Origin of the sequence: Tenacibaculum sp. TC6 (genome assembly GCF_050606265.1) — a bacterium.
Lineage (GTDB): Bacteria > Bacteroidota > Bacteroidia > Flavobacteriales > Flavobacteriaceae > Polaribacter.
This window is the reverse complement of record NZ_JBOCUK010000011.1, coordinates 1-16,106: the sequence shown is the minus strand read 5'-3', so window position 1 is coordinate 16,106 and position 16,106 is coordinate 1. Positions and strand designations below refer to the sequence as shown.

Here is a 16,106-nt window from a genome sequence, read left to right as displayed (position 1 = left end):
TTCAAGGGTTTTTCTGGTTTCTTAATTTGATTTAATTAATGCTTTATTTTGAGCATCTACAACCGCTACAGCAGCCATGTTAACCATTTCATCAACACTTGCTCCTAGTTGTAAAATATGAACCGGCTTACTCATTCCTAACAAAATTGGTCCTACTGATTCTATTCCGTCAACTTGTTTCATTAATTTATACGTAATATTTGCCGCTTCAAGATTAGGGAAAATAAGTACGTTTACTTTTTTTCCGTTTAATTTAGAAAAAGGAAATTCTTTTGCTAATAATTCCGGATTTAAAGCAAAGTCAGCCTGCAATTCTCCGTCAACAACCACATTTGGATAATTTCTGTGGATATAAGATACCGCTTCTCTGATTTTTGCAGAACTTTCAGACTTAGTTGATCCAAAGTTAGAAAACCCTAACATAGCAATATTAGGTTTCATACCAAACATTCTAGCTAATGCAGAAGTTAACTGTGTTATTTTAGCTAAATCTTTAGCTGTTGGATTTATATTAATAGTTGTGTCTGCTAAAAACATGGGACCTTGCTTAGTAAGCATTAAGTTAGTTGCAGCAACCCTGGTTACTCCTTTATCTTTTTCAATCAACTCCAAAATTGGTCTTACAACTGAAGGGTAAGGTCTTGAATATCCTGTTATCAACGCATCTGCTTCACCACTATTAACCATCATTGCGGCAAAATAGTTTCGTTCACGCATCCATTTTTGTGCTTCAAAAAAAGTAACCCCTTTACGTTGACGTGATTTCCAGAAAATTTCTGCATAACGATTTCTTCTATCCTCTTCATCATCCGTTTTCGGATCAATAATAGGTACTTCACCAACAAAACCTAACTCTTCTTTTAGCTCTAAAATAACTTCTTTTCTTCCTAACAGAATAGGTGTTCCTATTTTTTCTTCATATACTCTTTGTGCCGCCTTTAACACATCCAAGTGATCAGCTTCAGCAAATACAATTCTCTTAGGATCTTTCTTTGCTCGGTTATGTAACAATCTGATTTCTTTACTACCTGTTCCAGACCTATCCATCAATTCTTCTCTGTACTTCTCCCAATCTTCAATAGGTTCTTTTGCCACTCCTGAATCCATAGCTGCTTTTGCTATAGCTGGTGGTATTTCGTAAATTAATCTTGGATCGAACGGTTTAGGTATAATATAGTCTTTTCCAAAAGAGAGACTGATTTCATCATATACTATATTTACTTGTTCCGGTACTGATTTTTTAGCTAAATCGGCAAGAGCATGTACGGCAGCCATTTTCATTTCTTCATTAATCTTGCTTGCTCTAACATCTAATGCTCCTCTAAATATAAATGGAAATCCTAGTACATTATTTACTTGGTTAGGATGGTCTGACCTTCCAGTTGCCATAATAATATCTTCTCTGGTTTCAATAGCTAAATCATACGCTATTTCCGGTTCCGGATTGGCCATAGCAAACACTATAGGATTTTTTGCCATAGATAATAGCATCTCAGGAGTTACTACATTTCCTTTTGACAGTCCTATAAATACATCTGCATTGTGCATTGCCTCTTCTAAAGTATTTACATCTTTACTCGATGCAAATTCCTCTTTTTCAGAAGTAAGGTTATTTCTATCTTTTCTAATAACACCCTTACTATCGCACATCACTACATTTTCTCTTTTAGCACCAAGAGCAATGTATAATCGTGTACAAGAAATAGCGGCGGCTCCTGCCCCATTTACTACTATTTGCACTTCGTCAATATTTTTTCCGTTAATTTCTAACGCATTTTTAAGTGCTGCTGCAGAAATAATAGCTGTTCCATGCTGATCATCGTGCATCACCGGAATATCCAACTCCTCTTTCAACCTACGCTCTATTTCAAAAGCTTCCGGCGCTTTAATATCTTCTAAATTTATTCCTCCAAAAGTAGGAGCAATTGCTTTAACTGTTTCAACAAATTTATCTACGTCAGTTGCATCAACTTCAATGTCAAAAACGTCAATATCAGCAAAAATTTTAAAAAGCAACCCTTTTCCTTCCATCACAGGTTTTGATGCTTCAGGTCCTATATCACCTAATCCTAAAACTGCTGTTCCATTTGAAATTACGGCTACTAAATTACTTTTTGAGGTATATTTATAAACGTTATTTTTATCTTTTGCTATTTCTAAACAAGGCTCAGCAACTCCCGGTGAATAGGCCAATGATAAATCGTGCTGAGTTGCATACTTTTTAGTAGGAACTACAGAAATTTTTCCTGGTTTGGGTTTTGCATGATATAATAAAGCTTCTCGTCTTTTTCTAGAATCGCCCATAATAATGTTGTTTGTATGAACTTACAAATATACATTTTGTAATGAAGTAAAATAATTTACAACCTGATAAAAGTCATGTTTCGTCAGCTTTATTTGCCAGACCTTTGCCCTATCATTTAACCTAAAAATCTTTTTAAATATGCAAACGCCCCCGATACCTAGACAAATAATTGATGAAGAAGTAAAATGGGACAAAACAAAAACAATTGTAAGTAAAACAGACCTATACGGTACTATTTTATATGCAAATGATGTGTTTACTCAAGTATGTGAATACAGTGCTATTGAGTTAGTTGGTGAACCTCATAATATTATTCGTCATCCTGATATGCCTAAAGTTGCTTTTAAAGCCTTATGGGATGCTTTAAAAAAAGGTGAAAATTTTCATGCTATTGTAAAAAACTTAACCAGAACCGGTAGATTCTACTGGGTAATTACCGATTTTACTATTGACAAAGACGAAAATGGAGAGCCTTGTGGTTATACTGCCAGAAGAAAATCTGTTCCTGAAGGTGTTGTAACTAAAATTGAACCGTTATACAAAACCTTATTAGAAATTGAAAAACTAAAAGGTGAAAAGGCAAGTGAATTATATTTTGATGCTTACTTAAAAGAAGAAGTAGGAAAAACATATAATGAATTTGTGGTTGATTTATTTGAAGAAGAAAGTCAAAAAGAAAAATATCAAAAAGAAGAAAACAACAAGAGTAATTTTAAAAGAGGACTTAACTGGTTTTTCTTTGGAGATTATGAATAAATAATTGGATATTCTTTAATAATATTAGCACTAAATACTAGGCGAAACCTTTATCTATAAGGGTTTCGCCTATGTTTTTTATTTTAAAAGAACTATTTTTGTACCCAACTTAAACTAAAAACAATGAATACTAACTTGTCCCCCCGTCCTACAAAAATTCTCGATGAAGAAGTTAAGTGGGATAAAACTAAAACTATCATTAGTAAAACCGATTTACACGGAACCATTTTATACATGAATGATGCTTTTGAAGAAGCTTCAGAGTATAATAAAGTTGAACTTATTGGAGAGCCTCATAACATTATACGCCACCCGGATATGCCTAAGGTAGTATTTAAAGTGTTATGGGAAGCTTTAAAAAAGGAAGAAAACTTCCATGCTATTGTAAAAAACCTTTCTAGAACCGGTAGATACTATTGGGTAATTACTGATTTTGAAATAGAAAGAAATGAAAAAGGAGAAGCAACTGGTTATACAGGTCGTAGAAAAGCTATACCTGAATCTATTGTTAAACAAATTGAACCTTTGTACAAAACGTTGTTAGACATTGAACAAGTTAAAGGTGAAAAAGCAAGTGAATTATACTTTGACGCATTTTTAAAAGAAGAAGTGAATAAAAGTTATGATGAGTTTGTAGTTGATTTATTTAACAGTGAAGTAAATACCAACACCCAAAATAGCGAAGAAGAAAAAGAATCGGGAGGTAAATTAAAAAAGAGCCTAAATTGGTTCTTCTTTGGAGATTTTGTATAGAAAATAGGATTATATTATAACAGCTCTAAAACCATCTATGTACACATAGGTGGTTTTATTTTTTATCTAAAAAATTAATATTTCGTTGTAGCCCGGAAAATTTAGTTCTTTTTACAGCTGATTTTTTAAACACTTTACTAAAAGTTTCCTGTGTTAATTCTTGCCAATCTGTTTGGGTCATTCCTAACAAATCTTCGTGAGGAGTAAATAATGGTTCTGCATGAGGTTGTGAAAAACGATTCCAAGGACACACATCCTGACATACATCACAACCAAACATCCAATCTTGCGTTTTATCTTTAAAACCTGTTGGTATGGCATCTTTTAATTCTATAGTTAAGTAAGAAATACACTTACTACCATCCACTGTTTTATTTGGCAAAATAGCCTCTGTAGGACAAGCATCAATGCAACGGGTACACTTACCACAATGATCGGTTGTAAAAGGATGATCGTACGCTAATTCTAAATCAACAATTAATTCAGCTAAAAAGAAAAATGACCCTTGCTGTTTTTGTATTAATAATGAATGTTTTCCATTCCATCCTAAGCCGGACTTTTCTGCCCAAGCTCGTTCCATAACCGGAGCTGAATCAACAAAGCATCGCCCGGACACCTCACCTATTTCATCATGAATCAACTGTAATAATTCTTTTAATTTATCTTTTATAACATGATGATAATCTTGACCATAAGCGTATTTAGAAATCTTATAACTTGAGTTTTCCTGAGTTGATTCCGGAAAGTAATTATACGACAACGATATAACCGATTTTGCCCCTTCTACTAACAACCTAGGATCTAATCGCTTATCAAAATGATTTTCCATGTAATGCATTTTTCCATGAAAGTCATTTTTTAACCACTTTTCTAGACGAGGAGCCTCTTCTTCTAAAAAATCAGCTTTAGCAATTCCACACGCCAAAAACCCCAGTCTTTTTGCCTGGTTTTTTATAAAATCACTGTATTGCTGTTTTTTATTCATTCTATTATTAGTAACCAATGCAAAATTATTAAAACTTTTATTTTTATAGTTTTCTTAGCGATATGTTAACAAATAATTGTTGAACTTTGTACGTTAATAATTATATACCAAATCATTCCCTCTATGAAAAAAGTTTACAAAATAATAATTGGAGTTGTTGTAGCCATCTTTATTCTATTAATAAGTATTCCTTTATTATTCCAAGATAAAATTATTGGTTTGGTAAAAGAAACTATTAACAACAATGTTAACGCTCAAGTTGATTTTTCTGACGGGAGCTTAAGTTTACTTAAAAGTTTTCCTAATGCCTCAGTTCAATTAGCAGATGTTTCTGTAATTAACAAACAACCTTTTGAAGGGGATACGCTTTTGTATGCAAAAGAAATTACCCTAAAATTAAAACTTACTGAATTATTTAAAAATTCATCAGAACAGCTAAACATAAAATCATTTACCGTAGATAATGCCAAAGTAAACGTTTTAACAGATGAAAAGGGTAATGCAAATTACGACATTGCTAAGCCATCAGAAACTCCGGCTTCTGATGATGAAAATAATTCTACTTCTAATTTTGGCTTATCTATTGAAGAATATAGTATTACAAATGCAACTGTAAAGTATGATGATAAAAAAGGAAAAATAAATTTACTTCTTACCGATCTTAATCATAGAGGTAGTGGAGATTTTTCTCAATCAAATTCAGAATTAAACACTCAAACCAGTACTTTAATTTCTTTTGGAATGGATGGTACTTCCTATGCTAAAAATCAAAAGATTTCTTTAGATGCTATTCTGGGAATGGATTTGGTAAATAAGAAATTTTCATTTTTAAAAAATGAAGCTAAACTGAATAATTTACCATTAGTGTTTAATGGCTTTGTAAAAATTAATGAAAACAATCAAGAAGTTTCTATTGATTTCAAAACGCCTTCTTCTGATTTTAAAAACTTTTTAGGACTAATTCCTGAAGTATATGCCAAAAATATTAGTGATGTAAAAACAACGGGAAATTTTAGCGTTTCAGGAAAAGTTGATGGTATTATTGATGAAACTCATATTCCTAAATTAGACATTGCTATTAATGCACAAAATGCCTCTTTTAAATATCCTGATTTACCTAAAAGTGTTCGTAATATTCATATTAATACTCAAATTAAAAACACAACAGGTAAACTTGAAAATACATTTGTTACCATTGATAATTTATCTTTTAAAATAGATGAAGATACCTTTTCCGGAAAAGGAAGTTTATACAACCTAACTACAAATCCGTTGGTAAATGCCACTTTAAACGGAACTTTAAACTTAGCTAACATTAGTAAAGCATACCCTATTAGTTTAGAAAACGAATTAAAAGGTATTTTAAAAGCCAACCTTACAACCAAGTTTGATGTAGAGGCTATTAAGAAAAATAATATAGATCGTATTAAAAATAGCGGAACCATTGAGGTTAACGATTTTGTTTTTGCGTCTAAAGATGTAGTGAATCCTATTGAGATAAAAAGTACCAAAATCAACTTTGACCCCACAGTAATTTCTCTTGCTAAGTTTGATGCTAAAACCGGGAAAAGTGATTTAAATGCTACCGGAAAAATTAATAACTTACTTGGATTCCTTCTATCAAATAAAAAATTACAAGGAACATTTAACGTTGCTTCAACAAACTTTTATGTAAGTGATTTTATGCAAAAAAATGAAGATGCAACTACTGAAACAACTACAAAAAAAGAAGAAACAACCGGTGAAGAGTCTTTAAAAATCCCAGCGTTTTTAGATTGTAAAGTGATTGCTGATGCAAAAACCGTTCATTATGACAATTTAACACTAAACAATGTAAAAGGTATTTTATGGTTAAAAGATGAAAAAGCCACTTTACAGAATATGACTGCCGGTATTTTTAACGGGCAAATTTCTTTAAACGGTGAAGTAAATACGCAAAAGAAACAGCCTACCTTTGCAATGAAATTAGGCATCAATTCTTTTGATATTTCTCAATCATTCACCAGTATGGACTTACTACAATCGTTAAGTCCTATTGCCGGAGCTATGGATGGTAAACTAAATTCAGATATTGACCTATCAGGAAGTTTAAATAATGATTTTACACCTAATTTAACAACCATTACCGGAAATGCATTGGCACAACTTTTATCTGCTAAAATAAATCCTGAAAAAACAAAAGCGTTAAGCTTATTAAATAATAAACTATCATTTATCGACTTGACTAAGCTTGATTTGTCTGATATAAAAACACATCTTTCTTTTGAAGCCGGAAAAGTGGTAGTTGCTCCTTTTAAACTTAACTATAAAGATATAGGAATTAATGTTGGAGGTAGCCATGGTTTTGATAAGAGCATGAATTATAATGTTACTTTTGATGTTCCGGCTAAATATTTAGGAAATGAAGCTGCCGGAATTGTATCTAAACTAAGCGCTAAAGATCAAAATGTAACAGTTCCTATTACAGCTACTATTACAGGAAATATGACTTCACCAAATGTTCAAACCGATTTGTCTTCATCTGTTGCTAAATTAAGTCAAAAACTAATTGACCAACAAAAAAACAATTTAGTAAATAACACATTAGGAAATCTGTTAGGTGGTTCAAAAAAGGATTCAACTCAAACTTCAACAGGTAAAGACGCTACCGTTAAAAAAGTAACCGATGCTTTAGGCGGCTTGTTTGGTAAAAAGAAGAAAAAAGAGGATAAAAAAGAATAGTACAAAAGCAACCTTTTTCAAATAACAGGCGTCTGTAATTTTAAGATTTCTTTGTAACAAACTTAACAAAATTTAGTCATACTACTGATTTTATACCTGTTAAGTTTGTTGCAACTAATTTCAAACTCAAACTATGAAGAAACTTATTACGCTTGTTGTATTCTTTTTTTCCTTTACCATTTTTTCTCAAATACGAGGAAAAGTAACCGATGTTAACGGAGAACCCTTACCCTTGGTAAGTGTATATTTAGAAGGTAGTATAACCGGAACCACTACCAATAATAATGGAGATTATACTCTTGAAATTAAAAACTCCGGAAACTACACTGTTATTTTTCAGTTTTTAGGTTATAAAACAGAAAAAAAGAAAATAACAGTAAATACACTGCCTGAAAAATTAGATGTTATTTTATTAGAAGAACAAATTTCATTAAGTGAAGTTCAGATCAATGCTAAAGAAAATCAGGCTGAGAAAATAATTCGTAACACGATTGCTAATAAAGATAAAAACACTAATAAATTGGCAAAATACACGGCTAATTTTTATTCAAGAGGATTATTTAAAATACAAAATGCTCCTGAAAAGTTTTTAGGTCAGGAAATTGGTGATTTAGGAGGTGGATTAGATTCTACTCGTAGTGGTATTGTATATCTTTCTGAGACTATTTCTAAAATTAAATATCAGAAAAAACCCAAAAAATTTAAAGAACATATTATTGCTTCAAAAGTATCCGGAAAAGATAATGGTATTAGTTTTAATCAGGCCGATGAGGTTAATTTTAACTTTTATGAAAACTCTTTTGATTTAGCAGATGCTCAAATGATCTCTCCAATTTCAAATGAAGCTTTTGCTTATTACACTTACAAACTTGCCGGAACATTTTACGATAAAAATGGTAAACTCATTAGCAAAATTGCCTTAATTCCTAAAAGAAAAAACGATCGTGTTTTTTCAGGGTTTATATACATTGTTGAAGGTGATTGGGCTATTTACGGAACAGATATAAAGGTATCCGGGGCTCAGGTGGGAATTCCTATGATTAAAGAATTACAAATTAAACAAAACTACAATTATGTAGCAAGTATTCAAGGTTGGGCACTAGTAACTCAAACTATTGATTTTAAAGCTGGAATGTTTGGTTTTAATTTTGACGGACGTTTTTCTGCAGCGTATTCAGATTATAATTTTACACCCAATTTTTCCGAATCAACTTTTACTAACGAAGTGCTTTCTTTTGCTGAAAATGCTACTAAAAAAGATACTGTTTACTGGAACACTATTAGGCCTGTACCTTTAACCCAAGAAGAAGTTTCTGATTACAAGTTAAAAGATAGTATTAAAGTAATACGAAAATCTCAAAAGTATTTAGATTCTATAGATCAAAAACAAAACCCATTCAAATTATTAGATGTTCTTTCAGGATACACCTATAAAAACAGTTATAATAAATGGTCTTTATCTTTTTCTTCACCCATTGAAAATTTAAGTTTTAATACTGTTCAAGGATGGAACTCTGCTTTAGAGTTTAATTTTAACAAGAGATTAAACGACAAAGGAAAACGTTTTAATGCAGGAATCACAGCCAATTACGGATTTTCTGATAAAAAGTTAAGACCATCCGGCTACTTTTCATATAAATGGAATAACACTACCTATCCCATACTTTCTTTTTCTGGAGGAGTAACAACAGCTCAATTCAATAGTAAAAATCCTATCTCTCCTTTTTGGAATACAGTAAGCTCTGTTTTTTTTGAAAGAAATTATCTAAAAATTTATGAGAAAACATTTGCCAAAGTTGCTTTTTCTCAAGAAATAACGAATGGAATACGTTTTAATTCAAGTATTGAATATGCTCATAGAAAACCTTTATTTAATACTACTAATTATGTAATGTTTCCTCAGAAAAATGTAAGTTATACCTCTAACAACCCTCAAGAGCCTTATAATTTTTCCACTTCTTTTAATCCTCATACTATATGGACTTTAAATTTAGGGGCTTCTATACATTTTGGTCAAAAATATTTATCATACCCTGATAGTAAAATAAATATAGGGAATCGAAAATACCCTTCTTTATATATTGGGTATCAAAAGAATTTTGGTTCAGGAAACAATCAATGGAATTCAGATGTATTGTATTCACAAGTATACCAAAACATTAACTTAACTAGTTGGGGAGCTTTTAAATACAGAATTAAAGGAGGTTTCTTTTTAGAAAAGAAAAATATTCCTTTTATAGATTATGCTCATTTTAACGGAAATCGTTTGTTACTTGCTCCCAATAGTGATTACTTAACTGGTTTTCTAGCTTTACCATATTACACACTAAGCACCAATGATAAGTATGGAGAAGTACACATGGAGCAGAATTTTAAAGGAGCTATACTCAGTAGAATACCCTTACTAAACCAGTTAAACTTTCATTTAGTAGCCGGAGCTAAAGGTTTATTTACCGCTGATAATAAACCTTATTCTGAATTTTCTTTAGGGTTGGATAATGTAGGTTTTGGAAAGTGGCGTTTATTACGAGTTGATTTTGTTCAATCTAACTTTAACGGACAAAAAGAAAACAGAGTAGTTGTAGGAATTAAGTTTTAAACAATAAAAAACCAGAGAGGCTAGCCTCTCTGGTTTAAAATAATATTTTTTAAATCTGTCAACCTATTTTAGGACTACTCATTTATTCAGTATCTTCTTCCTCGCTAATAATCCCCAGTCGTTTTGCTCTTTGTTCCCAATTCCTTCTCGCAAAGCTTTGTAAATCGGCAACATTATCACTTTCATCCATAATTTCAAAACCAAGTAACGTTTCAATCACATCTTCCTGTGTTACCAATCCGCTAACAGAACCAAATTCATCAACTACTAAAGCTAAGTGCTCTCTTTGTTCAATTAATCTTTCAAATAAATTAGGAATAGACAACTCTCTATCGGCCACTACAATATCTCTTTTAATTGACTTTAAAGGTTCATTTCCTTTTCCATTTACTAAAGACAATAATAACTGATCTTTTAAAAAGTAACCGGTTATATTATCTGAATGGTCTGCATATACAGGTATTCTTGAAAATCGTAAAGGTTGATTTTCGTCAAAAAATGATTGTATGGTTTGATTTTCATCTGCTGATTTTAAAACGGTTCTAGGAGTCATAATATGCTTAGCCTGAACTTTTTTAAAACCTATCATATTTCTAATTACTTTACTTTCATTTTCGTGAAAAACACCTTCCTTTTCGGCAATGTCAGTCATCGCTGAAAAATCTTCTCTACTTAAAACACTTTCACCGTGTCCTCCTTTTCCAAACATTCTGGTAAACAACTGTAATACCCATATAATTCCGGTGTATTTACATACAAAAATTAAAATATGTAACGCTCTCGTTGAAAACCCTGCCAACGATTTCCAATAGGTAGCACCAATAGTTTTAGGAATAATTTCAGAAGCTACAAGAATTAAAATTGTCATTACTGCCGAAACAATAAACACTCCGTTACCTTCATCACCAAAAGCTCTTTTTGCTTCTGATCCTACTAAAATAGCTCCTACAGTATGTGCAATAGTATTAATGGTTAAAATAGCAATTAAAGGTTTATCAACATCTTTTTTCAGAGCTTCCAAATCTTTAGCATAAGCTTTTCCTTCATTTTTTTTAACATTAACAAAAGTAGGTGTTACGCTTAATAAAACTGCTTCTAAAATGGAACATAAAAATGAAAAAACTATAGACAATGTTGCATAAATAAGAAGTAAGGTCATGATGTATCTTTTTGTGACAAAAATAAACAAAAAAGGCTATCTACATAGATAGCCATTCAATCAAATAGTTTAATGTATCATTACTCTTTTTCAAGAGCCGTTTTTAAAATTTCATAAGCTTCATTTGCTTTTGACATTTCAGCGTATTCTAAAGCCGTAAATCCTTTTTCAGATTTTAAATTTAGCTTAGCGCCATTATCAATTAAAAGCTTAAGAACTTTTACTTTATTATATCTGGCAGCATACATTAAAGGCGTTAATCCTAACGATTTTCTGTTAATATCAGTACCATTATTAATAAATGATTTTACACTTTCATAATTACCTGCTCTAACCATTTTACAAAAAGTGCTGATTTCTGCATATTCTATAGATACTTTATTCGGGTTTTTATCTTTATTAGATGCATTCATGGTTGTTACAGTCAATAGAATAACTAACGAGGCTAAAAAAACTTTTTTCATGAGATTTAATTTTAAAGTTATGTTGTTTTCCTATAAGACTCTTTAAAAACAAAAATGTTTCATCTTTAATTAAGCCTTAACAATTATTTAGCATTACTTCTTAATTTTTCTTAAAAAACAAAATTTTAATTTTTAAGTATTTTTTAATATTTTAACAATCAATTATTTAAGCAACTAACTGATGAGCAAAAAAACAACTTATTTATTATGGATTTTGCTAGTTGTAGTTATTGGTACCATACTCCATTGGTATCTATGCTGTAGTGTTTGTTATACGGATAAAAATTGTATTACCACTACAAATAACGAAGCTGTAACTCCTGAAACTAAAAACCCCACTTTACTTCCTTTTAGTATTAAAGACGATAACGGAAGCCTCTCTTTCTCCGTTAATGAAAGTTTTAATTTTAAAAAATCAACGTTTTCTATTCATGACTCTATATCTACTTCTATTAATAACGGAATTGCCATGATTAAAGAATATTTAGATACTAACGGCAATAAACAAATCAATATTACAGGATACTATACTAATGATGAAGTAAATAACTCTGCCTTCCCTAATCTGGGGCATGCGCGTGCAAATGCCGTAAAAAATTATATGACTTTTAAAGGAATTTCTTCAAAACTCATTAATACAAACGGGCAACTATACAATGATTTAATAGCAGATAATAATCATATTTTATACGGACCTCTTTCTTTTGATATGATAACTAAAACACAAGATTCTTCAAAAGATGAAGAGTTATTAAAAACTGCTTGTGATCGTATTAAAGAAGAGCCATTAATGCTATATTTTAAAACAGGTCAGGCAAGTATAAACCTAACGAAACAACAACGTCAAAAATTTGCTGATATTTCTGCATGTGTTGATAAATTGAATGTAAAAGTACATGTAGTAGGACATACGGATAACACCGGAACACCTGAAAATAATTTGAAATTAGGACAAGAACGCGCAGATTTTGTTAAAAACTACTTAATTCATAACGGTATTCTACCTACAAACATAACAACTATTTCTGAAGGTCAAAATAAGCCTATTGCTGATAATAATACTGATGAAGGTAGGGCGAAAAACAGAAGAATTGAAATAACTATTAACTAAAAACAATTATAAAAAGTAAAAAAATGAATGTATTAGCAATCCATTTTCCTTGTTGGCTAATTCCTCTAATTGTTGGACTTTTAGCTGCTTTATTCGGATTCTTATTAGGAAGACTATTTAGCAATAACAACTCAAATGATGAAATAACCGGTAAAATTACTAAGCTAGAAACCGATTTAGCTTCTTGTAACAAAGCTAAAAAAGAGTTACAAGCTGAATTAGAGGTCTGTAAAAAAAATAAATTGGACTTAGAAACAAGTGCTGCCTCCTTAAAAACCAATATACATGCATCACTTTCTAATGAAAGTAGTTTTGAAATTCCTTTTGATGCAGATGCTGCTAAAGCTGCTTTTGGTAAAAAAATAAAACAAAATGATTTGAAAATTGTTGAGGGCATAGGACCAAAAATTGAAAGTTTATTTCATAATTTCAACATTAAAACCTGGAAAGCATTATCTGAAACCTCAATAGAAAAATGTCAGGACGTACTAGACAGCGGAGGTGAAAGATTTAGAATGCACAAACCCGGCACTTGGCCTAAACAAGCAAAACTTGCCTATGAAGGAAAATGGCAAGAATTAGTAAAATGGCAAGATGAATTAGACGGAGGAAAAGCCTAAAAACATATAAACTATAACCACTAAAAAGCCTTAGAAAATCTAAGGCTTCTTTATTTTTTGTTTAAAATAAAACTTTTTACACAAAACTGTTAATTTATTCATTTTTTTAATCTTATACTATTTTTATAGCCATCCTCTATCTTATTTTTACTCTTTTATCACTACAAACCTGCTTTTATTGAAAAATATGAAAAAAACACAATTATTATTACTTCTTTTTACTTCTTGCATTTTCTTATGGAATTGCCATCAAAAAACTAATGAAAATAACACTGAAAAACTAATGGAAAAGGATTTTACCAAATACGTAAACCCTTTAATTGGAACCAGCAAAATGGGACATGTGTTCCCAGGAGCAACAGCTCCTTTTGGAATGGTACAATTAGGTCCGCAAACTAACTTCCAACCAATGTTTAACCAAGATGGAAGTTACAATAAAGAAACCTACGAATATTGTGCTGGTTACCAATATAAAGACAGTACTATTATTGGATTTGCTCACACAAACTTTAGTGGTACCGGACATTCTGATTTAGGCGATTTTTTAGTAATGCCAACTACCGGAAACCTACTATTAGACCCTTTAAAAACTAAAGAGGGCAATAAAGGTTTTTATTCTAAATTTTCACATAAAACCGAACAAGCATCTCCGGGGCATTACGAAGTAAATTTAAACAGCTACAATATTAAAGCAGAATTAACCGCGAGTGAAAGAGTTGGTTTTCATCAATATACTTTTCCAAAATCAGAGGATGCCCATATTATTTTAGACATGGTATATAATGTATATCATCACAACAATAAAAATGTTTGGACTTTTATTCGTGTTGAAAATGATACGTTAGTAACCGGATATAGACAAACTAAAGGTTGGGCAAGAACTAAAAAAGTATTCTTTGCTATGCAGTTTTCTAAACCTTTTAAAAGCTACGGTCATAAAAAATATAATAAAGAAACATACGATGGCTTTTACAGAAGGTTTAAACAAGATGAAAATTTTCCTGAAATGGCAGGAAAAGATATAAGAGCCTATTTTAATTTTGACACTGAAGAAGGCGAAAAAATCAAAATAAAATTTGCTTTATCTCCTGTAAGTACTAACGGAGCACTTAACAATCTTAAAACAGAAATACCTCATTGGGATTTTGATAAAACAAGAGAAGAAACAAAAGCTAAATGGAACAAAGAACTCCATAAAATTGAAGTAGAAACACTTTCTGAAAAAGATAAAATAACGTTTTATACCGCCTTATACCACACCAATCTTTCTCCTATTTTATATGAAGATGTTGATGGTAAATACAGAGGTTTAGATCAAAACATTTATACTTCCGAAGGCTTTACAAACTATACCATATTTTCACTTTGGGATACCTACAGAGCACTACATCCATTGTATAATATTATACAACCGCAACGAAATAACGACATGATTAAATCAATGCTGGCACATCATGATCAAAGTGTTCATAAAATGCTTCCTATTTGGAGCCATTATGCCAATGAAAATTGGTGTATGATAGGATATCATGCAACCTCTGTAATTGCAGATGCCTTAGCTAAAAATGTTGGCGATTTTGATATAAATCATGCCCTTGAAGCTTCTACTAATACTGCAACGGTTCGTTATTTTGACGGATTAGGAGATTATATAGATTATAAATATGTTCCGGATGATAAAAGTCATTCCTCAGTATCTAAGACACTTGAATATGCCTATAACGACTGGTGTATTGCACAAATAGCTAAAAAAGCAGGAAATTCTAACATTGAAAAAGAATATTTAGACAGATCAGAGTATTATAACAACGTGTATGATCCTTCTATAGGATTTATGCGTCCAAAACTTTCTAATGGAAGTTTCAGAGAAAACTTTGATCCAATGGATACTCATGGTCAAGGTTTTATTGAGGGAAATGCCTGGAACTATGGTTTATATGTTCCTCAAAACATTGATCATATGGTTGAAATGATGGGCGGTAAAGAAAAATTCAGTAAGCAGTTAGACGAACTATTTACTATGGAAATTGAAGATAAATACATTGAAAAACATGAAGATATTACACGCGATGGAATTATAGGAAATTATGTTCATGGTAATGAACCCGGGCACCATATTCCTTATTTGTACAACTGGACAGGACATCCGGAAAAAACGCAAGAACGTGTACGTATGATTATGGATACCATGTACGCTCCTACTGTAGAAGGGCTATGTGGAAATGATGATGCAGGTCAAATGAGTGCTTGGTATATTTTTAGTTGCTTAGGTTTTTACCCTGTAACTCCCGGTTCTTCTTATTATGCAATAGGAAGCCCTAATGTTAAAGAAGCTACCATTCATTTAGGTAATGGGAAAACCTTAAAAATTATAGCTAAAAACCAAAGTAAAGAAAATGTTTATGTTAAAAGCGTAACCGTAAACGGAAAAAAAATAAACAACTACCTTTTATCTCATGATGATATAGCTAACGGTGGTGAAATCATTTTTGAAATGAGTAATAAATAACTCAAACAAAAAACCTCGCTAATAGCGAGGTTTTTTGTTTTACTTTTTGTCCCGTCCTGAAATAGCGTTACACTAAAAATTAAGTGTCATGAAAAACAAACATGTAAAACGTACTCAAAAAGAC

At 31.4% G+C, this 16,106-nt stretch carries 11 protein-coding genes; 7 read left to right on the top strand and 4 right to left on the bottom strand.

Translation table 11 applies throughout. The features are described 5' to 3' along the window. Positions 1–21 precede the first annotated feature (21 nt). Positions 22–2,304 carry an NADP-dependent malic enzyme gene (locus ACQY1Q_RS08030; RefSeq protein ID WP_431004787.1) on the bottom strand — a complete coding sequence of 761 codons (2,283 nt, stop codon included), beginning with the start codon at positions 2,302–2,304 and terminating at the stop codon, positions 22–24. Positions 2,305–2,443: 139 nt separating this feature from the next. Here ACQY1Q_RS08030 and ACQY1Q_RS08025 point away from each other — a divergent pair, with 139 nt between their 5' ends. After that, positions 2,444–3,061: a PAS domain-containing protein gene (locus ACQY1Q_RS08025; RefSeq protein WP_431004786.1), complete on the top strand. Its 618-nt coding sequence runs from the start codon at positions 2,444–2,446 to the stop codon at positions 3,059–3,061. 123 nt (positions 3,062–3,184) lie between these two features. Beyond that, positions 3,185–3,814 (top strand): PAS domain-containing protein, encoded by a 630-nt coding sequence (locus ACQY1Q_RS08020; RefSeq protein ID WP_431004785.1) that lies wholly within the window; start codon positions 3,185–3,187, stop codon positions 3,812–3,814. Between the two features lie 55 nt (positions 3,815–3,869). On the opposite strand, the gene queG is transcribed toward ACQY1Q_RS08020, so the two are convergent. Beyond that, positions 3,870–4,799, bottom strand: coding sequence for a tRNA epoxyqueuosine(34) reductase QueG (queG, locus tag ACQY1Q_RS08015; RefSeq protein ID WP_431004784.1), 930 nt, complete (start codon positions 4,797–4,799; stop codon positions 3,870–3,872). 123 nt (positions 4,800–4,922) lie between these two features. Between queG and ACQY1Q_RS08010 the strand changes: the two genes are divergently transcribed. Continuing rightward, positions 4,923–7,520 carry an AsmA-like C-terminal region-containing protein gene (locus ACQY1Q_RS08010; RefSeq protein ID WP_431004783.1) on the top strand — a complete coding sequence of 866 codons (2,598 nt, stop codon included), beginning with the start codon at positions 4,923–4,925 and terminating at the stop codon, positions 7,518–7,520. Between the two features lie 133 nt (positions 7,521–7,653). Continuing rightward, a complete protein-coding gene (locus tag ACQY1Q_RS08005; protein ID WP_431004782.1) occupies positions 7,654–10,119 on the top strand; it encodes a DUF5686 and carboxypeptidase regulatory-like domain-containing protein in 2,466 nt (821 codons plus the stop codon). Positions 10,120–10,201: 82 nt separating this feature from the next. Here ACQY1Q_RS08005 and ACQY1Q_RS08000 read toward each other — a convergent pair whose 3' ends face one another. Both ACQY1Q_RS08000 and ACQY1Q_RS07995 read right to left on the bottom strand, forming a co-directional pair. Beyond that, a complete protein-coding gene (locus tag ACQY1Q_RS08000; RefSeq protein ID WP_431004781.1) occupies positions 10,202–11,278 on the bottom strand; it encodes a CNNM domain-containing protein in 1,077 nt (358 codons plus the stop codon). A gap of 80 nt (positions 11,279–11,358) precedes the next feature. Further along, positions 11,359–11,742, bottom strand: coding sequence for an ankyrin repeat domain-containing protein (locus ACQY1Q_RS07995; RefSeq protein WP_431004780.1), 384 nt, complete (start codon positions 11,740–11,742; stop codon positions 11,359–11,361). A gap of 181 nt (positions 11,743–11,923) precedes the next feature. Between ACQY1Q_RS07995 and ACQY1Q_RS07990 the strand changes: the two genes are divergently transcribed. The 3 genes from ACQY1Q_RS07990 (at position 11,924) to ACQY1Q_RS07980 (ending at position 15,982) form a co-directional block, all read left to right on the top strand. Then, a complete protein-coding gene (locus tag ACQY1Q_RS07990) occupies positions 11,924–12,853 on the top strand; it encodes an OmpA family protein (RefSeq protein ID WP_431004779.1) in 930 nt (309 codons plus the stop codon). A 23-nt stretch (positions 12,854–12,876) separates the two neighbouring features. Then, positions 12,877–13,473, top strand: coding sequence for a hypothetical protein (locus ACQY1Q_RS07985; RefSeq protein ID WP_431004778.1), 597 nt, complete (start codon positions 12,877–12,879; stop codon positions 13,471–13,473). 187 nt (positions 13,474–13,660) lie between these two features. Then, complete coding sequence (locus ACQY1Q_RS07980) at positions 13,661–15,982, top strand: GH92 family glycosyl hydrolase (RefSeq protein ID WP_431004777.1); 2,322 nt, start codon at positions 13,661–13,663, stop codon at positions 15,980–15,982. Positions 15,983–16,106: the final 124 nt, after the last annotated feature.